This window comes from Ruegeria sp. H8 (genome assembly GCF_056532905.1).
Genome location: NZ_JBQFNY010000001.1, coordinates 15527 through 34517 on the forward strand (window position 1 = coordinate 15527; position 18991 = coordinate 34517).

Annotated in this window: 16 protein-coding genes; 10 read left to right on the forward strand and 6 right to left on the reverse strand. The window is 53.2% G+C overall.

All coding sequences use genetic code 11. From position 1 onward, the window contains the following. The first annotated feature begins 16 nt into the window (after positions 1-16). From ACR0A2_RS00075 to ACR0A2_RS00085, 3 genes are read left to right on the forward strand one after another with little or no spacing between them, the layout of a single operon-like run. The gene (locus tag ACR0A2_RS00075) at positions 17-910 is read left to right on the forward strand and encodes an ABC transporter permease subunit (RefSeq protein WP_216599185.1); all 894 of its coding nucleotides are present in this window, start codon (positions 17-19) and stop codon (positions 908-910) included. After that, the gene (locus tag ACR0A2_RS00080) at positions 911-1753 is read left to right on the forward strand and encodes an ABC transporter permease subunit (protein ID WP_170352665.1); all 843 of its coding nucleotides are present in this window, start codon (positions 911-913) and stop codon (positions 1751-1753) included. It abuts the gene before it with no gap. Position 1754: 1 nt separating this feature from the next. Continuing rightward, positions 1755-2387: a TetR/AcrR family transcriptional regulator gene (locus tag ACR0A2_RS00085; protein WP_170352666.1), complete on the forward strand. Its 633-nt coding sequence runs from the start codon at positions 1755-1757 to the stop codon at positions 2385-2387. A gap of 24 nt (positions 2388-2411) precedes the next feature. On the opposite strand, the gene ACR0A2_RS00090 is transcribed toward ACR0A2_RS00085, so the two are convergent. Then, positions 2412-4871 (reverse strand): GcvT family protein, encoded by a 2460-nt coding sequence (locus tag ACR0A2_RS00090; RefSeq protein WP_480833656.1) that lies wholly within the window; start codon positions 4869-4871, stop codon positions 2412-2414. Between the two features lie 186 nt (positions 4872-5057). Between ACR0A2_RS00090 and ACR0A2_RS00095 the strand changes: the two genes are divergently transcribed. Further along, on the forward strand, positions 5058-5837 hold the full coding sequence (locus ACR0A2_RS00095; protein ID WP_480833657.1) for a class I SAM-dependent methyltransferase: 780 nt from the start codon (positions 5058-5060) through the stop codon (positions 5835-5837). A 33-nt stretch (positions 5838-5870) separates the two neighbouring features. Here ACR0A2_RS00095 and ACR0A2_RS00100 read toward each other — a convergent pair whose 3' ends face one another. From ACR0A2_RS00100 to ACR0A2_RS00115, 4 genes are read right to left on the reverse strand one after another with little or no spacing between them, the layout of a single operon-like run. Further along, on the reverse strand, positions 5871-7250 hold the full coding sequence (locus ACR0A2_RS00100; protein ID WP_170556619.1) for an aminotransferase: 1380 nt from the start codon (positions 7248-7250) through the stop codon (positions 5871-5873). Between the two features lie 13 nt (positions 7251-7263). Continuing rightward, entirely contained in the window at positions 7264-8523 is a 1260-nt protein-coding gene (locus ACR0A2_RS00105) for an aminomethyl transferase family protein (protein ID WP_480833658.1), read from the reverse strand. Further along, positions 8436-9968: a phytoene desaturase family protein gene (locus ACR0A2_RS00110; protein ID WP_480833659.1), complete on the reverse strand. Its 1533-nt coding sequence runs from the start codon at positions 9966-9968 to the stop codon at positions 8436-8438. Before ACR0A2_RS00110 ends, ACR0A2_RS00105 begins: the two co-directional genes overlap by 88 nt. Further along, positions 9965-11602: a phytoene desaturase family protein gene (locus ACR0A2_RS00115; protein WP_480833660.1), complete on the reverse strand. Its 1638-nt coding sequence runs from the start codon at positions 11600-11602 to the stop codon at positions 9965-9967. Before ACR0A2_RS00115 ends, ACR0A2_RS00110 begins: the two co-directional genes overlap by 4 nt. Positions 11603-11741: 139 nt before the next feature. Between ACR0A2_RS00115 and ACR0A2_RS00120 the strand changes: the two genes are divergently transcribed. Together ACR0A2_RS00120 and ACR0A2_RS00125 are read left to right on the forward strand one after the other, a co-directional pair. Beyond that, the gene (locus ACR0A2_RS00120; protein ID WP_170352673.1) at positions 11742-12380 is read left to right on the forward strand and encodes a TetR family transcriptional regulator C-terminal domain-containing protein; all 639 of its coding nucleotides are present in this window, start codon (positions 11742-11744) and stop codon (positions 12378-12380) included. Between the two features lie 27 nt (positions 12381-12407). Beyond that, complete coding sequence (locus ACR0A2_RS00125) at positions 12408-13760, forward strand: MATE family efflux transporter (RefSeq protein WP_480833661.1); 1353 nt, start codon at positions 12408-12410, stop codon at positions 13758-13760. A gap of 21 nt (positions 13761-13781) precedes the next feature. Here the strand turns inward: ACR0A2_RS00125 and ACR0A2_RS00130 are convergent, their stop codons facing one another. Further along, positions 13782-15074: an NAD(P)/FAD-dependent oxidoreductase gene (locus ACR0A2_RS00130; RefSeq protein WP_170463967.1), complete on the reverse strand. Its 1293-nt coding sequence runs from the start codon at positions 15072-15074 to the stop codon at positions 13782-13784. Positions 15075-15151: 77 nt separating this feature from the next. On the opposite strand from ACR0A2_RS00130, the gene ACR0A2_RS00135 reads away from it, so the two are divergent. The 4 genes from ACR0A2_RS00135 (at position 15152) to ACR0A2_RS00150 (ending at position 18972) form a co-directional block, all read left to right on the forward strand. Continuing rightward, a complete protein-coding gene (locus ACR0A2_RS00135) occupies positions 15152-15481 on the forward strand; it encodes a DUF6614 family protein (RefSeq protein WP_170463965.1) in 330 nt (109 codons plus the stop codon). Between the two features lie 157 nt (positions 15482-15638). After that, a complete protein-coding gene (locus tag ACR0A2_RS00140) occupies positions 15639-16322 on the forward strand; it encodes a TetR/AcrR family transcriptional regulator (protein WP_480833662.1) in 684 nt (227 codons plus the stop codon). 75 nt (positions 16323-16397) lie between these two features. Further along, complete coding sequence (locus tag ACR0A2_RS00145; RefSeq protein WP_480834441.1) at positions 16398-18464, forward strand: oxidoreductase; 2067 nt, start codon at positions 16398-16400, stop codon at positions 18462-18464. Further along, positions 18430-18972: a GNAT family N-acetyltransferase gene (locus ACR0A2_RS00150; protein ID WP_371810531.1), complete on the forward strand. Its 543-nt coding sequence runs from the start codon at positions 18430-18432 to the stop codon at positions 18970-18972. The genes ACR0A2_RS00145 and ACR0A2_RS00150 overlap by 35 nt, the downstream gene beginning before the upstream one ends. Positions 18973-18991: the final 19 nt, after the last annotated feature.

Consider the following 18991-nt stretch of genomic DNA (forward strand, 5'->3'; position numbering starts at 1 on the left):
CATGATCCGTTTAGTGATGCGGCGTATCCATAGCAGATGGCGTCAGATCGTCACCGTCATACCGTTCTTCTGGTTGCTTGTATTCTTTCTGGCACCGTTCTTCATTGTCGCCAAGATAAGCTTAGCTGAACTGGCGATTGCGAGCCCGCCATTCACAAGTTTAATTGAGTGGACAGGTGACGGGATCATGACAATCCGCCTGGTCTTCGACAATTTTGTCTACATCTGGGAAGACAGCCTGTACTTTGACACTTACGTAAATTCACTCAAGATTTCAGTAACGTGTACGTTCTTGTGCCTCTTGTTTGGCTACCCTATTGCCTATGCAATTGTACGATCGGGGCCGGTTGCGAAGCCGCTCTTGTTGTTTGCAATCATTCTTCCGTTTTGGACGTCTTTCTTGTTGCGGGTCTATTCGTGGATGGGCCTGCTTGCGGATCAAGGCACGATCAACAACCTTCTGATAGCGCTGGGGGTGATCGATGAGCCGATCCGCATGCTTTACACGGAATTCGCCGTCTATATCGGGATCGTCTACACCTATATGCCGTTCATGATCCTGCCGCTGTACGCGAATATGGAGAAGCTGGACAACAGCCTGAACGAGGCGGCCGCCGACCTTGGTTCCAAACCAACGAACACTTTCTTCAAAATCACATTGCCTCTGACGATGCCTGGAATTGTCGCTGGTTCACTGCTGGTCTTTATCCCTGCGACCGGCGAGTACGTTATCCCCGATCTGTTAGGTGGCGGCAACGTGCAGATGATTGGGCGGGTTCTCTACAATGAGTTCTCTAGAAACAGCGATTGGCCAGTGGCCGCCGCAGTTGCGATTGTTCTGCTGTTCATACTGGTGCTGCCAATCATGGTTTTCCAGCACTACCAAGGCAAAGCAGCGGAGGAGCAATAGATGTACGCCAAACGCTCCCGTTTCTTAACCATCATGCTGACCTTGGGACTGGCATTCTTTTACATCCCAATGATCCTGTTGGTTATTTACTCATTCAACTACTCCAAGCTGGTACCGGTTTGGGGTGGATGGTCGTTGCGCTGGTACAAAGAGCTTTTTCAATCTGCGGAAGTCTGGAGCGCTGTTTCACTCAGTCTTCAGATTGCCGTTGTCAACGCTACTTTTGCCACGGCGCTTGGCACCTTGGCAGGTCTGGCTATGGTGCGCTTTGGACGGTTCAAGGGGCGGACCTTGTTCGGTGGCATGTTGGTCGCGCCCTTGGTGATGCCCGAGGTGATAACCGGATTGTCCTTGCTGGTTTTCTTCATCTCGCTGAACCAGCTGATCGGATGGCCTGCTGAGCGCGGTTTTGCGACGATTACGATCGCGCATATTACCTTTTCCATGGCCTATGTGGCGGTAACAATTCAGGCACGCTTAACCGGTGTGGGGCAAACACTGGAAGAAGCCGCCGCCGATCTTGGCGCAAAACCGTTCAAAGTTCTGACGGCCATAACGATCCCACAGCTGACGCCGGCACTAATTTCGGGATGGTTGCTGGCCTTCACGCTGTCTCTCGATGACTTGGTCATAGCAAGTTTTGTTACCGGCCCAGGCGCAAATACCTTGCCAATTTTGATCTTTTCGCGCATTCGACTGGGCCTCAGGCCGGACATCAACGCGCTAGCAACCATCATGATTCTTGTGATCGCTATCTGTGTCGCTATCGCAGCAATAATTATGTTCCGGCAACAGAGAGCGGATTTGTTGGACAGGCAAATGGCTGAACGAGAGGAGAGTTAAATTGGAGACGCATGAGCTTCAGAAAAAACGACGCACCGAACCTCCCGAAGTTCGTCGCTTACAGTTGATCATGGCTGCCATAGACTCGATATCGAAACGCGGGTTTTCTGACACGACGCTTAAACACGTGACAGAAACAGCCAATCTGTCCCATGGCGTGGTGAATTATCACTTCGACAGTAAGGAAGCTTTGTATGACGCCGCGCTGGGTTTCCTTGCACAAGAACACTATGAAAATTGGCTCAAATACTATGAGGCTGCGGAACCTACAGCCGCACATCGGCTGGCTGCGATTATTCGAGCGGACTTTGACAAGAGCATTTGTACCCACAAGCGGTTGGCCGTCTGGTTTGCCTTCTGGGGGCAAGCGAAGTATCGGCCTAATTACCTGAAGATTCATAATAAATATGACAACGAAAGATATGATAGAATTTTGCACCTATGTGGTGAATTGATTGCCGACGGCGGCTACGACGATCTTGATCCAGAAAAAACAGCTCGGGCCGTAGAGGCGATGTCAGACGGGGCCTGGCTAAGTTTGATGTTGTATCCAAAAGTGGCTGATCGTCGGGAATTCAGGGATGTTTGCATGCTTTCGCTGTCGCGGTTCTTCCCAAAACACTTTCCAGTCTGAGCGAAAGCATCGAACAATATGGCTTCAGCGCTTTATTTTGTGCATGCCGGGGTCATAGAGCGGCTTTAACGAGGCTGCCGCGTCGTATTTCTCGTCTGCGATTTCGATCTGCCAATGCCCAGTTGCGACTATGTCCGCGGTCAACGGTTCGTCAATCTCGGCGAAACCAATGCCGACGGCAGCGCCGAGCGTGTGCCCATATCCGCCAACTTGAATATATCCGACTTCATTGCCGTTTAGATAAATCATCTCATTGCCGTACATGAGAGGCTCTGGGTCTTTTAGCAGGAACTGCAACATCCGGTTGTTGGGCGTGCCTTTCGCCTTGATCGTGGCGAGTGCTTCCCTGCCGATGAAGCCACCGGGTTTGTCCAATTTGACGGCAAAACCAAGCCCGGCCTCAATTGGGTTGTCCGTGTTGTCCACGTCAATTCCGAAATCACGATAAGCCTTCTCTAGCCGTAGGGAGTTGAGAGTTTGCATTCCAGCATTGCGAACACCCAGATCTCGACCTGCTTCCATAATCAGATCGTAGGTCTGAATGGTCTGAGTGGCCGGTACGTGAAGTTCCCAGCCAAGTTCGCCAATAAACGTCACGCGATAGGCCATAACTACGGCGTACCCGATGTCGATTTCACGCGCCGTCATGAAGGGAAAACCTTCGTCCGACAAATCAGCTCCGGATATTCTGCTCAATAGTTCACGCGACTTTGGGCCGTGAACGTTGATTTGGCAGCGCCCTGCGGTGATGTCTGTTATAACAACGTTCTCGTTGTCCAGGACGTGCCGTCGCATGCGCATCTCGGTATGACCCGCCGAGTTTTCTCCCACGATGACCCAGTATTTCCGATCGGATAGCCGGGTAACCGTAAGGTCTGCCTCAAACCCACCCCGTTCATTTACCCAGGCCGTGTAGACGACGCGACCGGCTTCAACATCAACGTCATTGCAGGAAAGGCGAGAGAGGAGGGCGCAGGCATCCGGTCCTTCGACGCTGAAACACGCCATTGATGTCATGTCCATTACGATGACATCCTCGCGTGCTGCCCGGTGTTCTTCAGCGTGCCATTCAAACCAATTTTGGCGATGCCAACTGTATTTCTCGACTTTGGCCTCTTCGGGCGTCGGAGCAAACCAATCAGGTTGTTCCCAACCATTTCCTTCGCCGAAAAAGGCTCCGGCCGCTTTGAGACGGTCATAGAGCATTGAACGCTTAACGTTCCTGGCCGTTTTGTAGTTCTCATTGTGGTAGTGCTGACCAAAGAGCTTTCCCAGCAACTCAGGTGTTCTGTCGCGTCGAAAGGCCGGTGTCGCCATTTCACGGGAAAAGCGATTGACGTTGATGCCGGTAACATCGATGGGCGGCAAGCCGTCCACCATCCAATGGGCCAAAACCATTCCCGTACCCGCGCCATTCAGGATGCCAAGTGAGTTCATCCCACATGCAACCCAGAGATTGCGCAGTTCAGGCGTCGGGCCAACAAGCGGCGCAAGATCAGGCGTAAAGCTCTCAGGGCCGCAGAATAGTTTTTTGACACCGTAGTTCATGGTGTCAGGCACGCGCGAATAGGCTTTCTCCAGGTCGGGCCCAACACGTTCCCAATCTGGTTCAATCTCTCCGAATTGCCATTCATCCGGGATACCATCGAGCTTCCAAGCCGCAGCGCCGGGCTCAAAAAGCCCTAACATCATCCCGCCGACTTCTTCACGGTAATAAGTGTAGGTGGAAGGGTCTTCGAGAACGGGTAGATCGCGAGGTAGGCCCGGGATACTTTCCGTTATCAGGTAGTAGTGTTCAGCCGCCTGGAGCGGTAGATTTACACCGTGTTTTGCACCAAGTTGGCGAGACCACATGCCTCCGCAGATCACAACGTTTTCGGCTGTTATAGTATGACCGTTCGCAGTGCGGACCCCGGTCGCAGTGCCGTTCCTGGCTAAAATCTCTTCAACCCGCACACCTTCAAAGAAACGTGCGCCTCTGTTTTTGGCTCCCTTGGTCAGAGACATTGTCACGTCCACCGGGTTGGCCCGACCGTCCTCCGGAATGAGGAACGCTCCAACGACGTCTGAGAGGTCCCCTATAGGGAACATATCCTGCGCTTCTTTTACTGAGACTTCGTGGTTGTTTATCCCAAAACGCCGCATGAAGGCTGCGACGCGACGCATCTCATGCAGGCGTTCTTCATTGGTTGCAATCTGCAGATATCCAACGTCGCGGAAACCTGTGGATATACCGGTTTCCTTCTCTAGTTTCGCATAAAGGTCTCGACCGTGCGTGTAGATAGCGCACTCAGCTTCGGATTTGAGAAGGCCGGCTACTATCAGGCCGGCGGCATGCCAAGTGGTCCCTGATGTCAGTTGTCCCTGTTCCAGAACGACAACATCGGTATGGCCAAGCTTAGTCAAGTGATAGGCCGTGTTCGCGCCGATCGACCCCCCACCAATAATCACGGTTTGGGCATGCGTCGGTTGGGTGTCAGCCATTGCGAGAAAATCCTTTTAGGCGTTCTTTTCTCCGAATACCAGCCAAATCACTTGCTGTCTACTGACTGAATGATCATTCAATTATAGCTGAATCTATGACCTGCGATTTCGCGATAAAGCTTGTCTGAGATGAGATAAAAGGTTTCACTGCAGTGACTGACTGACAATCAGATGCGGGGGAATCCTATGTCAGACGAGATCCTATATGACCAACAGGCAATCAGCTTTCTGGAGGAGCTCTGGGGAGAGGGGTTTCTTTCACCGGGAGGCCCTGAAGAAGTTGCGCGTGTTGTTAAAGGGATTGATCTGAAAGATAAGCATATCCTTGATATCGGATGCGGATCTGGGGCCATTGCAGTGTTGATGGCACGGGAGTTCGGCGCCGCTAGAGTTACGGGGATTGATGTAGAGGCCCCGGTTTGCGCGGCTGCGAAAGAGCGAGTTGGGCAGGCGGATCTGGAGAGAAAGGTCGATATCAAACAGGTCACTCCAGGTCCAATGCCATTCGAAGATGGTACTTTTGACGTAGTGTTTTCGAAGGACTCGATCATCCATATCACCGACAAAGTAGCGATGGCTGCGGAAGCTTATCGTGTGCTCAAACCAGGCGGTTATTTCGCTGCTTCTGACTGGCTGACCAATCATGATGGTGAGATGTCACCGGAAATGGTGCACTACGTACAGATGGAAGCCTTGGAGTTTCAGATGGCGTCGCCCTCTAAGTACCGAGCTGCTATGGAGCTGGCTGGCTTTGAAGACGTAGAGTTAGTCAACCGCAACGCTTGGTATGCTCAGGTATCAGCTGATGAGCTGGAGGAATTGACCGGGCCAAACCGAGCCGACTGGGAAGCTCGTCATGGTGAGGAGTTTATTGAACATCAGATCGAGATCTGGGACGCTATGCAGCCAGTGTTGAAAACCGGAGAGCATTGCCCGCATCACATCCGTGGTCGGAAACCTGCCTGATCTGACTGGAACTTTGAATGGACGCGATGACCGTTATGCGTCGTAGTCCTTGCTGACCTGCGCCATACCAGCTTCCATGATGTCGAACATTTCGTCTATCTGCGACGGAGTTATGATCAGAGGGGGCGAGAACACGGCCATGTTTCCAAATGGTCGCAAGAGGAGTCCCATCTCCTCGCACGCATCGTCCAGTTTCTGTCCAAACTTCACATGCGCTTCGTAACTCTCGACGTTCAGTCCAGGGCGACATTCTATGCACCCGAGGAGCCCGTCACCGCGCACATCCCCAACTATCGGAAACTTCTCCTTTATTTGATTTAGGCGGTCCTGGAAATGCGGTGTGACGCGTTGAACGTGTCCTAGAATGTCCTCGCGCTCCATGATTTCAATATTCTTAATGGCAGCCGCGCAGCTCACAGGGTGCCCGGAGTATGTGTAGCCGTTGTAGAAAACATCGTCGCCCGGTGCGTCTGAAATGCGTTTCATTACTGCGTCCGAGATTATGCAGGCACCTAACGGCAGATAGCCCGAGGTTAAACCTTTTGCGCAGGTAATAATGTCAGGGACGATGCCAAAGACGTCTTCTGAGGCGAACCAGTGTCCCAACCTACCAAAGCCGGTTACGACTTCATCCGAAATGTACAGAATGTCGTTTGCCCGGCAAATTTCGAGCGTGCGCTTGTGATAACCCGGAGGTGGAACGATCACGCCACCGGAACACAGGATCGGTTCCGCGATAAAGGCGGCAACACGGTCGGCGCCTACGTCAGCAATCAGGCTCTCAAGGTCAGCAACTTTGGCGTCGCACCATACATCAACTGTTATGCCTTCTGGCCGGTGGTAGGGATTCACGTCGGGCAGAAAACGCACCAGATCCTGAGCTTTTTCAAAGCTTGTTTCGAAACGTTCTTTTCCAGTGACAGTCGCGGCGAGAAAGGTTGATCCGTGGTAGCCTTTTTCCCGGCCGATCACGATCCTCTTCTCCGGTCGGCCAAGCCGATTGTTCATGAAAAGTGCGGTCCGCAGTGCGGTGTCAACGGCGGTAGACCCACCGGTCGTGAAGTGCACCGTGTTCAGATCGCCTGGTGTACGTTCCGCGATCATTCGCGCCAGAACGGCCGCGGGTTCGGTCGTAAACGACCACGGCGACGCATAGGGCATCTTCATAACCTGTTGGGAAATGGTATCGGCCATCTCTTGACGCCCGTATCCGATCTGTGTGCACCACATTCCGCCAGGGCCATCAATATATCGCTTCCCGGCAGCATCCCAGAGATAGATACCATCCGCTGTATTTACCCGCATGTACTCGTCGGACCCAAAGCCGTCGGTTCCGGCCCAAGGATGTAGGTGATGGTCGCGATCCCAAGCGACAAGGTCGCCGTCGGTTGGTGTATTATCCAGGGTGTTCACGTCTGCTTCTCCTTTAGGTGCGGGCCGGTGGCGTAGCTCGTGCGCGGGGCGGTGCGAAAAAGGCTTTGGTGACAGGAGTGAGGCGCGCCATCCTGGTGCGCCATTTGCCTTCTTGCAGAGTGTAAATCTCGGCCTTTAAGCCAGATGACCGGCCAGCATCCGGCATACGGACATGGGCCAACGCAATGCTGCGCTTGGCGGTCGGCGACCATATCCCGGATGTTATGTGCCCAACTTCTTTTTTGCGCCGATTGTAGATCAACGACCCTTCCGAGGGTTTGAATCCTTCGACATCGAAACGTAGGAGGAGGCTTCTTGGATTCTCTCGCTTGGACAGCAGCTCTCGCCGGCCATTGAAATGTCCTTTGTTGAAATCGACTAGCCGACCCAGACCAAGTTCGAAGGGTGTTTGGCCTCGGTGCAACCGTTCGGTCGCATGAACCGGTTGAAAATCCACACCTGCGGTCAGAAAACCGGCTTCGATGCGGGCCAAGTTTACAGCTTCGTATCCAATGGCGCGTAGTCCCTGATGTGTGCCGCCTTTCCAAATTCTGTCCCAAAGCGCTTCTGCCTTGTCCCAGTCGCACCAGAGCTCGTAACCTAAGTCACCAGTAAAACCCGTCCGCGAGATCATGAGACTGTGTTCAATTTGAGCGAGATCGAATGGCTTCAGCTTGCTGACATCTAAACCAGCGGCTTCCAAAACTGCATAAGAGGTCGGCCCTTGCAGCGAAAGTCCAGCAACACTGTGAGTTTCGTCGACGACTGAAACGTCAAAACCCCATGCAGCGTCGAGTAGCCATGTCAGCATTTGTTCCTGACAACAAAGGCGCCAATCGTTGTCGCCAAGATGGAAAAGAGTCCCGTCATCGATGACCATACCCTCTTCATCACACCAGACCGCGTACCCCACGCGACCAACGCTGATTTTTCGGACGTCCCGTGTCACGAGGCGATTGAGCATCGCGGTCGTGTCCGGCCCGGTCAATCGGTACTTGTGCATTGGTGAGATATCAAACAAAGAGGCCTGATTTCGCAGCGCGAAGTACTCGAACTCGACACTGTCCAGCACACCCGGGCCAGCATAACCGGCCCAATCGTACCAATTTTGTGCGCGATTTTGCTCTTCGAGTTTTTTGTGAAATGGCCCGGGTATCAAACCGAGTTTTGGATCGGTAAAGATGCTCATGGCTGAGCCTCCAGCGCCGCCAGGGCCGCATTGCGACCAGCGAGGCCCATGACGTCGCCACCGGGATGCGTTGCTGCACCGCATTGGAACAGCCCTTTCGGCCCCATGGAGTATCTGGACATCCCGTTCGTGGGCCGAAGTGTCAGGAGCTGGTCCAAAGACATTTCTGCATGGTGCCAGTGCCCGCCGGGCGCTCCGGTTGCGCTTTCGATTTTATCCGGTGTTATGACCTGCTTACCTGCAATTTGATCACCCAAGCCGGGCAGGGCGCGGCTAAGAGTTTCGACTGCAATTTCCGCAAGCTGTTCCTTTGCAGTCTCAGTCCAGCCGCCTTCAAGGTCAGATGGCGCATATTGCACTATGGTTGACAGCCAGCTTGCCCCGTCGGCTGTCTGCATATTGAAAGCTTCAATCACAGGTGCTTTGGACATTTGACCATACTTAGCCGGATTGAACGCAGCTTCGACGTATTCCACAGAAGGAGCATAGATCAGACGTTCGTGTGCCAATTCGTCACTCAGGCTGGGCAGGGCGGAGCTATCCTTGAGCCGTAGATTGACCTTAGCCGTTGTTCCACGCGCCCGTATATTTCGCACTCGCCGCATCGTTTCGATGTCAAAGGCAGAGGGACCGGTCATTCGGCTTGTTAGTTTCGGGGCAAGGCTGCTGAGCACATTAGGCGCGGCAATGGTTCGTCCATCGGTGGTTTCCACTCCGGAGACTGCATCGTTGTCCAACAGAATGCGGGATACTTCAGTGTCCGGCATCAGCAGGCAACCTGCCTTTTGCGCAGCTTCCACCATCAAATCGGTTAACGCGCACATCCCGCCTGCTGGTTGAGTGATGGTCCCTCCGTGACCCAAACGATAGATCAGATTGAACACAGTGCCCGGAGATCTTGGACCAGTGGCTGTCCCCCAGATTGCATCAGCAGCAAGCATTCCAGCCACCGGTCCTTCCGACAGGTCATCTAGGATAATGTCGTGGACATTAGATAAGACGACCTGCAGGAAACGCCGCATTTCAGATTTGCCCAGCTTTTTCAGGCCTATGCCCAGTTTCGCAAGGCGCAAGAACTCGTTGAGCGCACCCCGGGAAAGGATGGCCTTTTGCCCCCCGGGAGGTGGAGCCTCGGCGAGTTGGCGCAAAAGGTCTCCATATGTAATCAGCTGGCGTGTCAGATCAGACCAGGCATCTGATTCCCGGTGTTTTGTCCCGTCGCTCCAATACACGCCGTCGTTCTTGAAGACGATGTGCCGCCCATCCTCAGACAGAGAGACCGTGGAGACGGGTTTGCTGGAAAGGACAGGGTGTTGAATACCTATGCCGATGTCACCCAATGCCCGCGGGCTCAGGTTGTATAGCGAATGTGCAAGGGTCGGACCGCCGTCCACAGAATAAGACGCCATGCCGCCGAAACTGTCGGATTTCTCAATGATACAGACATTCTTGCCGCGTCGACCAAGGAGTGTTCCGGCAATCAGGCCGTTTACACCGCCGCCAACGACAATCGAATCAAATTGGCTCATGCGGCATACCCCTTCATTCGGCCATGCCGTGTTTCTTTTCTGAGAATAGCGCGGGCAGCGTTTGCACCTGGGGCCCCCATAACCCCTCCGCCGGGATGGGCGGACGACCCGCACAAATAAAGCCCCTTGATAGGTAAATTGTACTGCGACCAACCCGGGACGGGCCGATTGAAGAAAAGCTGATCAAAAGTCAGTTCGCCTTGGAAAATGTTGCCCTCTGTCAGACCGACCTCGCGCTCAATTTCCAATGGTGAGCGAACTTCCATATGAACAACGCGCTCGCGAATGTCGGGACACGCCACAGACATCTGGTCGAGTACAGTTTCTGCCATCGCGTTGCGCTGCTTTTCGTCCCAATTCTCGGCCGATTTAACGCCGTCGACTTCTAGGTCATAAGGCGCATATTGGACGAAAACCGTCATCATGTGGGCACCTGTCGGCGCCATAGTCGGATCAATCTGGCTAGGGATGAGCATGTCAATATAAGGCTTTTCCGACCAGCGCCCGACTTTCCAATCATCGTAGGCCTTTTCAAGTTCAAGGAGGCTCTGCGACACATGCAAATCACCCCTGAGGAAGCTGGTGTGCTCGGGTGCTGCAGGGAAATTTGGAAAGCGATCAAGTGCGATGTTGAGTTTCGCCGAAGATCCGCGAATTTTGAAGTTCCGCACCGCCTTGGTGAAGTCATCCGGCAACTCGGCCGCGTCAATATGGTGCAGAACAGTGCGTTTGATATCCATATTGGAGGCAACGACAGGGGCATAAAAAACCTTGCCGTCCTCGAGAGCTACACCTTCAACGCGTCCATCTTTGCTGAGGATTTTCTCAACCCCTGAACCTGTGTGAATCGTACCCCCGTGCTCTTTGAATGAGGCAGCAATCGCATTCGAAATCGCGCCCATCCCACCGCGCGCGAAACCCCAGGCACCAATGCCGCCATCAATATCACCCATGTAGTGATGAAGAAGTACGTAGGCCGTTCCGGGCGAGTACACTCCGAGGCCGGTTCCGATAATACCTGAACCTGCCAAATGGGCTTTAATCAGGTCGTTTTCGAAGTGTTCATCCAGGAAGTCACCAATGGATATTGTCCAGAATTTCAGCGTTTCACCAAGCTCCCGATTACCCAGCCCATGTGCTTTTTTTACGAGGTATGCCAGTTCGCCGAGATCGCGCGGATGGAGAGAAGCGGGGTCCGGTGCGTCCCGAAGTAGAAACGGACGGATAAAACGGCATTGCCGCATAATGGCTTGCGAATAGCGGCGATAGGCGTCGGCATCTTTTTCAGAATGACGTGCCATCTCACGCTTCAGTGCGTTGTGATCGGAATAGTAGGCGAAGTAATCCCCATCGCGTGTGAAGCTCGCGCCGCCTTCATACGGAATAACCTGAAGTCCGTATTTCGGAAGCTCGAGGTCCCTGGCAATCTCGCGCCGCAGAAGAGAGCAAACGTACGAGCAGTTGGAGTATGTCCAACCCTCGTGTAGCGACCGGCTGACTGCCGCGCCACCAATCCAGTCGTTCTTTTCGACCACCAAAACACGCATGCCAGCGCGCGCCAAATAGGCTGCGGCGGTTAATCCGTTGTGACCAGCGCCAGCCACAATCACATCGTATCTGTTATCAACTGTCAAATTGCTCCATCCCTTTCTCTTCCGTTTACAGATCGGGTGCGCGTTCGTAAAGTTTATTTGAGCGCTCAAATAAACTTCAAGCTATTGACGCATCTTTTTTGCGCGCTGTAGATGGCTGCATTCGTAGGAGGAGCGGCAATTGGTCGAAGTTGAGCGGAAACGTCCTCGCAAAGAGCGGAAGGAGAACGCAGATCGTCGTCGCCGGCAGCTGCTGGACGCGGCTTGCCGCTCTATATTGACGCACGGGTTGGCAAAAACGACGCTTGCAACGGTGGCGTCTGAGGCTGAGCTTTCTCAGGGTGTCGCGGCGTTTTACTTCAAGTCAAAACTAGGTCTTCTGACAGAAACATTGCGCGACCTTTACCAGCGTTACGAAAAGCACTGGACAGCTTCTTTAGAGCGAGCAGGGGACAAGCCCGCCGAAAAGATAAGGGCTTTGATAAAAGCTGACTTCCACCCGGATGCCTGTGGTCCCGATGTCTTGCCCCTTTGGTATGCATTTTGGGGCGAGCTTCGATTTCAGCTGCAGTATGACGAAGTTGCCGAGCATTTTGAGACACGTCGAAGAGAGACTTTGAGATTGATCTGGAATGAACTGCTCTCAGCAGACGACGCTATATCAGCAGATCAAATGGCTGAATGGATGGAGACATTAACGGATGGCTATTGGCAACGATTGCATCTAGCTCCGGAAGGCCTGAGCCGAAAGCAGGCGGAGCAAGCTGCCTGGGGATGCCTTGTTCGTTTGGTTCCAGAATTACTTGGAGATACGGCTTAGTCAATTTCGACTGAAAGGCCCCACAATATGACGCGAGTTCGGATATCGCAGCGGCCTCGGCCATCCTGGGGCGCCATCTTAAAAGAGGCGCGTTACCTTGCGCGGCTTGCCTTTCCGATAGTCATTTCTCTTGCTGCTGCTGCTTTGATTGGTGTCGTTGACACAGTGATGGTGGCCCCGTTGGGCACACTTCCTCTGGCGGCGGTCTCAATTACGGCCTCGGTGCTGATCATTTTCTATTCAGCGCTCTACGGCTTTGTGTCCGCAATTGGTGTGCGTATGGCCGAAGCTTTTGGGAAAACAAGTGACCAAGGGTTGGCAGCAGCAACAAACGCCGGGGTTTTTGTTTCCCTAGTCGTGGGGTCAGTTGGCGCTGTTGCAATGATCTGCCTTAAGCCTGCTCTTTCTTGGATTGGGCAGCCGCCTGAAGTGGTCAGTCTAATTGGCGGGTATTGGATTGCGATGAGCCTTCTTTTGGTGCCCTTCACGGTTTTCTACACGCTTAAGGCTCTCTTTGACGCCATGAACCGTCCGTGGATTGGGGTTGGTCTTGCGTTTCTTGCGGTCGGTTTCAACATCCCTTCAAACTATGTTTTGATCCACGGAGTTGGTGGCTGGCCAGGTCTGGGTCTTGTTGGCGCCGGGATTGCAAGTCTGTTGTCTCAGATAGTGCCGTTGATCATGGCGCTCGTGATCATACGAGTATGGAAAAGAAAGAGAGGCCTTCTGAGGGCCGCGAGTTTCGACAGATCCGAGGTCAAAGCGCAGCTCAAAGAAGGATTCATTATCTCCGTTGGTTATCTGGGGGAGGGGGCCGCTTACGCAGTTGCCGGCCTTATGCTTGGTTGGTTCAGCGCCGCTGCGCTCGCCGCGCATCAAATCGTTTCTGCGGTCAGCGACGTAGTTTACATGGTGCCCTTGGGCGTTTCGATTGCAATTTCGATACGTGTAGCTCAGGCCATTGGCGCCGATGAAAAAGAAAGGCTGAAGCCGATAGTATTGGCATCGCTGTTGGTCATCGTTAGTTGGATGGCCGTTGTCGTTACTGGTATTCTGATTGGCCGCGCTCCTTTGGCCAATAGCCTCTCAGATGATCCAAAAGTTGTTTCTCTCGCGATATCGATGTTCCTTGTGATTGCTGCAATGCAGATCGCAGATGGCGTGCAGGGGACAATGCTAGGCGCATTTCGGGGCATGATGGACAATCATGTTCCTGTCGCCATTACCCTGATTGCCTATTGGGTCTTTGCTTTGCCGCTTGGATATGCGCTGGGCTTTTGGCTTGGGTTCGGTCCCAACGGAGTTTGGATCGGATACGGCTCAGGTCTCTCATTGGCCGCTATCGCGTTGACCTATCGCTTCTTCTCCCAAAACCGCTAGGCGGCGCTGTTTGCGGGCCTTCTAAAGGCCCAACTTGTCTAAGAGTTTCAGGCGCAGGATTTCTGCTTCGACCAGAGTCTCTTTCGCGAAGGAAAAAGGCAGTGGTCTGAGAGGAGTGACAGGAAATTCCAGCTCGTCTGATTTGGTTCCAGTCGCCCATTTGGCGAGGACGCGCCCCATTGCCGTGGCGATGGCAACGCCGCGCCCATTGTATCCCAAACCTGTCACAATCCCTGGTGCGAGCTCATGCAGATGCGGATAGTGATCTTTAGTCAAAGCAACAAAGCCGCCCCACTCGTATTCCCACTGAACACCAGATAATTGGGGGAAAAGTTCAACAGAAATGCGTTTCAACCGCTCAATTTGTTTGAGAGTGGACTTGTCGTTGTAGGTACCGCGTCCTCCCATAAGAAAGCGACCTTCCGCGTCTTGCCTGAAGTACAGAAGCAGGCGTCGTGCGTCTGACAAAGCGTTGCCTTCTGGCAGAATTGACTGGCGGACATTGTCGGACAGGGGCGCCGTAGCGACTTGGACCGAGCGAACGGGCAAAACGGATTTAGCCAAGCGCGGATGCAGATCTCCAGAATAGGCGTTCGTACAGATCAGCACTTTTTCTGAGATAACCGCTCCTTTGGGAGTTTCAATCCGAAAGCGACCGGCCTCTGACAAAATCTGCTTGGCAGGCGTTCCACCGAAAATTTGCACGCCATTGCGGCGACCTGCTTCGGCCAGGCCAAGTGCATAGTTTAACGGGTGCAAAACACCGCCGCGGCGATCCAGAACGCCGCCAAGGTAAGCTTCGGTCCCGGTCAGTCGCTGCATTTCGCTTTGATCAAGCGATACCATACCCCCGCCGTGGTTGTCCCAATCCTCGGCTAGTTTGTGTAGTTCACTGAGTGTTTTTTTACTATGCGCCGCGCGCAGCCAGCCAGGACGATTTGCGTCGCACTCAATCCCGTGTCGAGTTATTAAGTCAAACACAAGATCGGCGGCGTCACCGGCCATTCGGATCATTCTGGTTCCCCAGATGTCACCAAATTTGGTTTTGATGCCCGTCGGCCCGTCCTTTAGGCCTACATTGATTTGACCGCCATTACGTCCAGAAGCTCCCCAGCCCGGATGATGCGCATCGATGACAACAGCTTTGACGCCTTTCTCGGCCAGGTGAAGTGCTGCCGAAAGCCCGGTAAACCCGGCGCCAATCACGGTCACGTCAGAGTGCTGTTCGCCAACCAATTGTGGACATTCTGACGAATAGCCTGCTGTTGCTGACCACAGGCTATTTGCAATGACTGGGTTTTCGTTTCGGATCATCTAGTGGCCTCGCGCTTGCCTTGTGGGGGGAACTACGTAGGTTTGGCTCGTGATACTTGCCGGATAGTATGTGACGAATGCCCAGACTTTTGAACCAATTCGAATTGAAACCAACCGTCGAGCTCGATGCATTCGAGCAGGCGTGGAACGCGTTTGTCGAACACTTGATCAAGACGGACCTTGCCGCCGAGGGTACGCCTTTGTGCAGGCGCATCCCCGCAAGTGGTTACGATACCGACGAGCTGCGCAACCATACGCTTATGGCTGTTGTAGAGTTCAGGGATCAATCGCAGGCAGACGCGGCTTGGGCCGCCATTGAAGGCCGCGTTGAGCCTTTGGGGGCTTTGCATCGTAGAGTTATTTCTTTGGTGCACGATCCGGTTTTCACTTTTTGGTCGGAACTCTAGATCTGCGATTGCGTACGTCCGGATGTTTTCAAATCATTTTCTCTTTTCCATTGAATGATCGTTCAATCAATGGCATCTATCGCTTAGATGTCAATCGTCCACACGCTGAGTGAGAACGGCTGTTGGGGGCAGGCAAGACAAAAGAAGTGCTTAGTAGATGGGATGCATTTTGGTGAGACAATCGCCAATCGAAAAAACAAACCCTGAGGGACGGCGTCGTACCGAGACCAAGGAGGTGAGGAGACAACAACTCATCGATGCGACAATCGACTCGATTGCCGAAAACGGGATTGGTGGAACGACCATGTCCACAGTGACCGAGATTGCAGGTTTGTCATTGGGCATCGTCAACTTCCACTTCAAAAGTAAGCAGAACTTGCTGGAAGAAACGTTGCTGTTTCTAGCAAAGGAACACCACGAACAGTGGTTGGAAGCCTTTGACAATGCAGGATTGTCAGCGCCTGAAAAATTGTTGGCGATCGTCGATGCGCACTTTTACCCTCAGATTTGCACGCCAAAAAAGCTAGCTGTTTGGTTTGCGTTTTTTGGAGAGGCAGGACGGCGCGAAGTCTATCGCAGTCTGATCAATGACATCGATCAGGAGCGGTACGACGTAGCACTGAGACTGTGTTCAGAGATTGCTGAAGACGGTGGATACAAGGACATACCGCCAAGGCAAGTCGTCAATATTCTGGAATCTCTGTACGACGGAATCTGGTTGGAGCTTTTGACCTATCCCGAGAACTTTCAACGTTCGGTTGCCCGGGATCACATTGCCGCCTTTCTTGCCAAGGTCTACCCAGATCACTTTCGAATGCCCGCGTTCAAAAACGGTGGTTGAAACAGAGCGGCTTTCAAACCGGACACTCCAGACAAGATCAGCCAGCGCATGGCGCAGCCAACCAAGGATCAAAAAATGGATAGGGACCCTCGCTACGATATCCTTTTCGAACCGGTTCAAATCGGGCCAGTTACTGCGCCAAATCGGTTCTATCAGGTGCCGCACTGTACAGGTATGGGTTGGCAATATCCGCGTACTCTTGCTGCAATGCGAAAAGTGAAGGCGCAAGGGGGGTGGGGCGTCATATGCACAGAGTATAACTCGATCCACCCGTCGTCTGATGACCTACCGCATCCTTATGCTTCGCTTTGGGATGAAAGTGATGTTCGGGCGCACACACTTATGACCGATGCCGTACACGAATACGGTAGCTTGGCAGGTGCTGAGCTTTGGTACGGAGGCGCCAACTCGAACAACTTGTTTTCCCGGTTGCCGAGCATGGACGTCGACAGCCGTCCCAATACGAAAGGGCACCCTTTTCAGACCCGTGCAATGGACAAGCAGGACATCCGGGATCTACGCCGCTGGCATCGAAAGGCCGCATTGAGGGCACGGGACGCTGGATTTGACGTTGTCTATGTCTATGCAACGCACGGATACCTGATCTCGAATTTTTTGCATCCGCGCGTGAATACGCGCGGTGACGAATATGGTGGCAACTTAGAAAATAGGGTGCGTCTCACCCGAGAATTGATTCAGGAAACCAAGGACGCCGTTGGCGACCGGTGCGCCGTGGCCGTTCGGTTCTCGGCTGACGAAGAGATCGGCGAGGATGGCCAGCCAATCTATGGTGAGCGACGAGAGATGTTTGAGATGCTCTCCGATCTTCCGGATTTGTGGGATATCAACATCGCAGATTACTCGGTTGAGATGGGTGTCTCCCGTTTTACTAAAGAAGCTGCTCTTGAACCCTATATGCATTGGGTCAAGTCCGTGACGGATAAGCCCGTCGTGACCGTTGGTCGCTTCACGTCACCTGATACCATGGTCTCGCAAGTCAGGCGGGGGATTACGGATTTCATTGGGGCTGCACGCCCCTCAATCGCTGATCCTTACCTTCCAAAGAAGATCGAAGAAGGACGCTTGTCCGCGATCCGCGAGTGTATCGGATGCAATGTTTGTTACGCCAGTGACTCGATAGGGGTACCTATTCGATGCACTCAGAACCCAACAATGGGAGAGGAGTGGCGCAAAGGCTGGCACCCTGAAATCATTCGTAAGAAATCCTCAGATGCGCGCGTCTTGATTGTCGGGGCAGGCGCTGCCGGACTGGAAGCGGCACGGGCACTTGGCGTGCGTGGGTATGATGTCCAATTGGCGGAAGCTACTCGTGAGTTGGGTGGCAGGGTCTCGCGCGAAGCGGCTCTGCCTGGAATGAGCGAGTACATTCGCGTCAAAGATTATCGCGAGCAGCAATTGATGGAGATGCCCAACGTTGAAATCTACCGTGAAAGCCCGCTGACAGTTGACGATATCTTGGCCGTCGATGCTGACCACGTTGCGATCGCAACCGGCGCGACTTGGCGAAAAGAGCATTTTGACGAAGAACGTTTCGCCCCGGTCGCAAAAGGGTCAGCCTTAGGTCGGGTCTTTACTCCCGATGACATCATGGATGGGAATCTTCCCATTGGACCAGCGCTCGTTTTTGATGGTGATGGCTACTACATGGCCAGTGTTGTTGCTGAAAAAATCAGAACGCAGGGACATGCCGTCACGCTGGTCACACCGTTTGACAGTGTTTCTGACTGGGCAAGAAATACGTCCGAACGTTGGCGCATCAGAACGCATTTGCTTCGCTTAGGGGTCGAGGTCCTGCCGTCAAAGTCGCTTAAGCAATTTGATGGCGAAATCGCAGAGTTGGAGTGCGCCTATGGCGGTCCAAATGTGAATGTTCCGGTTGCCAACATAGTGATGGTTACTGCTCGGAAGCCAAATGATGGTCTCTACAGGGGATTACTGGGGCGGGCGAGTTCCGAGGATTTGCCGTTCAGCCTTCGTCGCATAGGAGATTGCGACGCTCCGGCGATAATTGCGGCGGCGGTTTATTCAGGCCATCGATACGCGCAGGAATTGGACGAAGCAGTGGATGAGGACATTCCACTTAGACATGATCGTCTGGATGTCCGGCAGCAGCCGATTTGACTGCGCTGGACGATCTCGGTTGTACGCACTCAAGGGAACGCAGGAGAAATCACCCATGCCGGAAGGCTTAATCATCCGTCCGCTTGAATTGAAAGACAACGAAGAGTGGCGGCGCTTATGGACGGCATACTTGGATTTCTACGAGACCTCTGTCTCAGAAGAAGTCTACGAGGTTTCGTTCAACAGATTGTTGTCAACAGATGCAGGTGAATACAATTGCCTCATCGCTGAGTTAGAAGGGAAACCGGTTGGACTAGCGCACTACCTTTACCATAGGTTCATGTGGTCGGTGGAGGATACCTGTTATTTGATGGATCTCTTCGCTGATCAGCAGGTTAGAGGAAAAGGTGTTGGTCGAGCTCTAATCGAAACTGTCTTCCAGATCGCCAAGCAGGACGGTGTTCCGACCACCTACTGGACAACTCAAGAATTTAATTATCCCGGTCGAGTTCTGTACGACAAAGTCGCTAAGAGAACGCCATTTATAGTTTATGAAAAAGATGAATAATTGGTAGCGACTTGCCAGA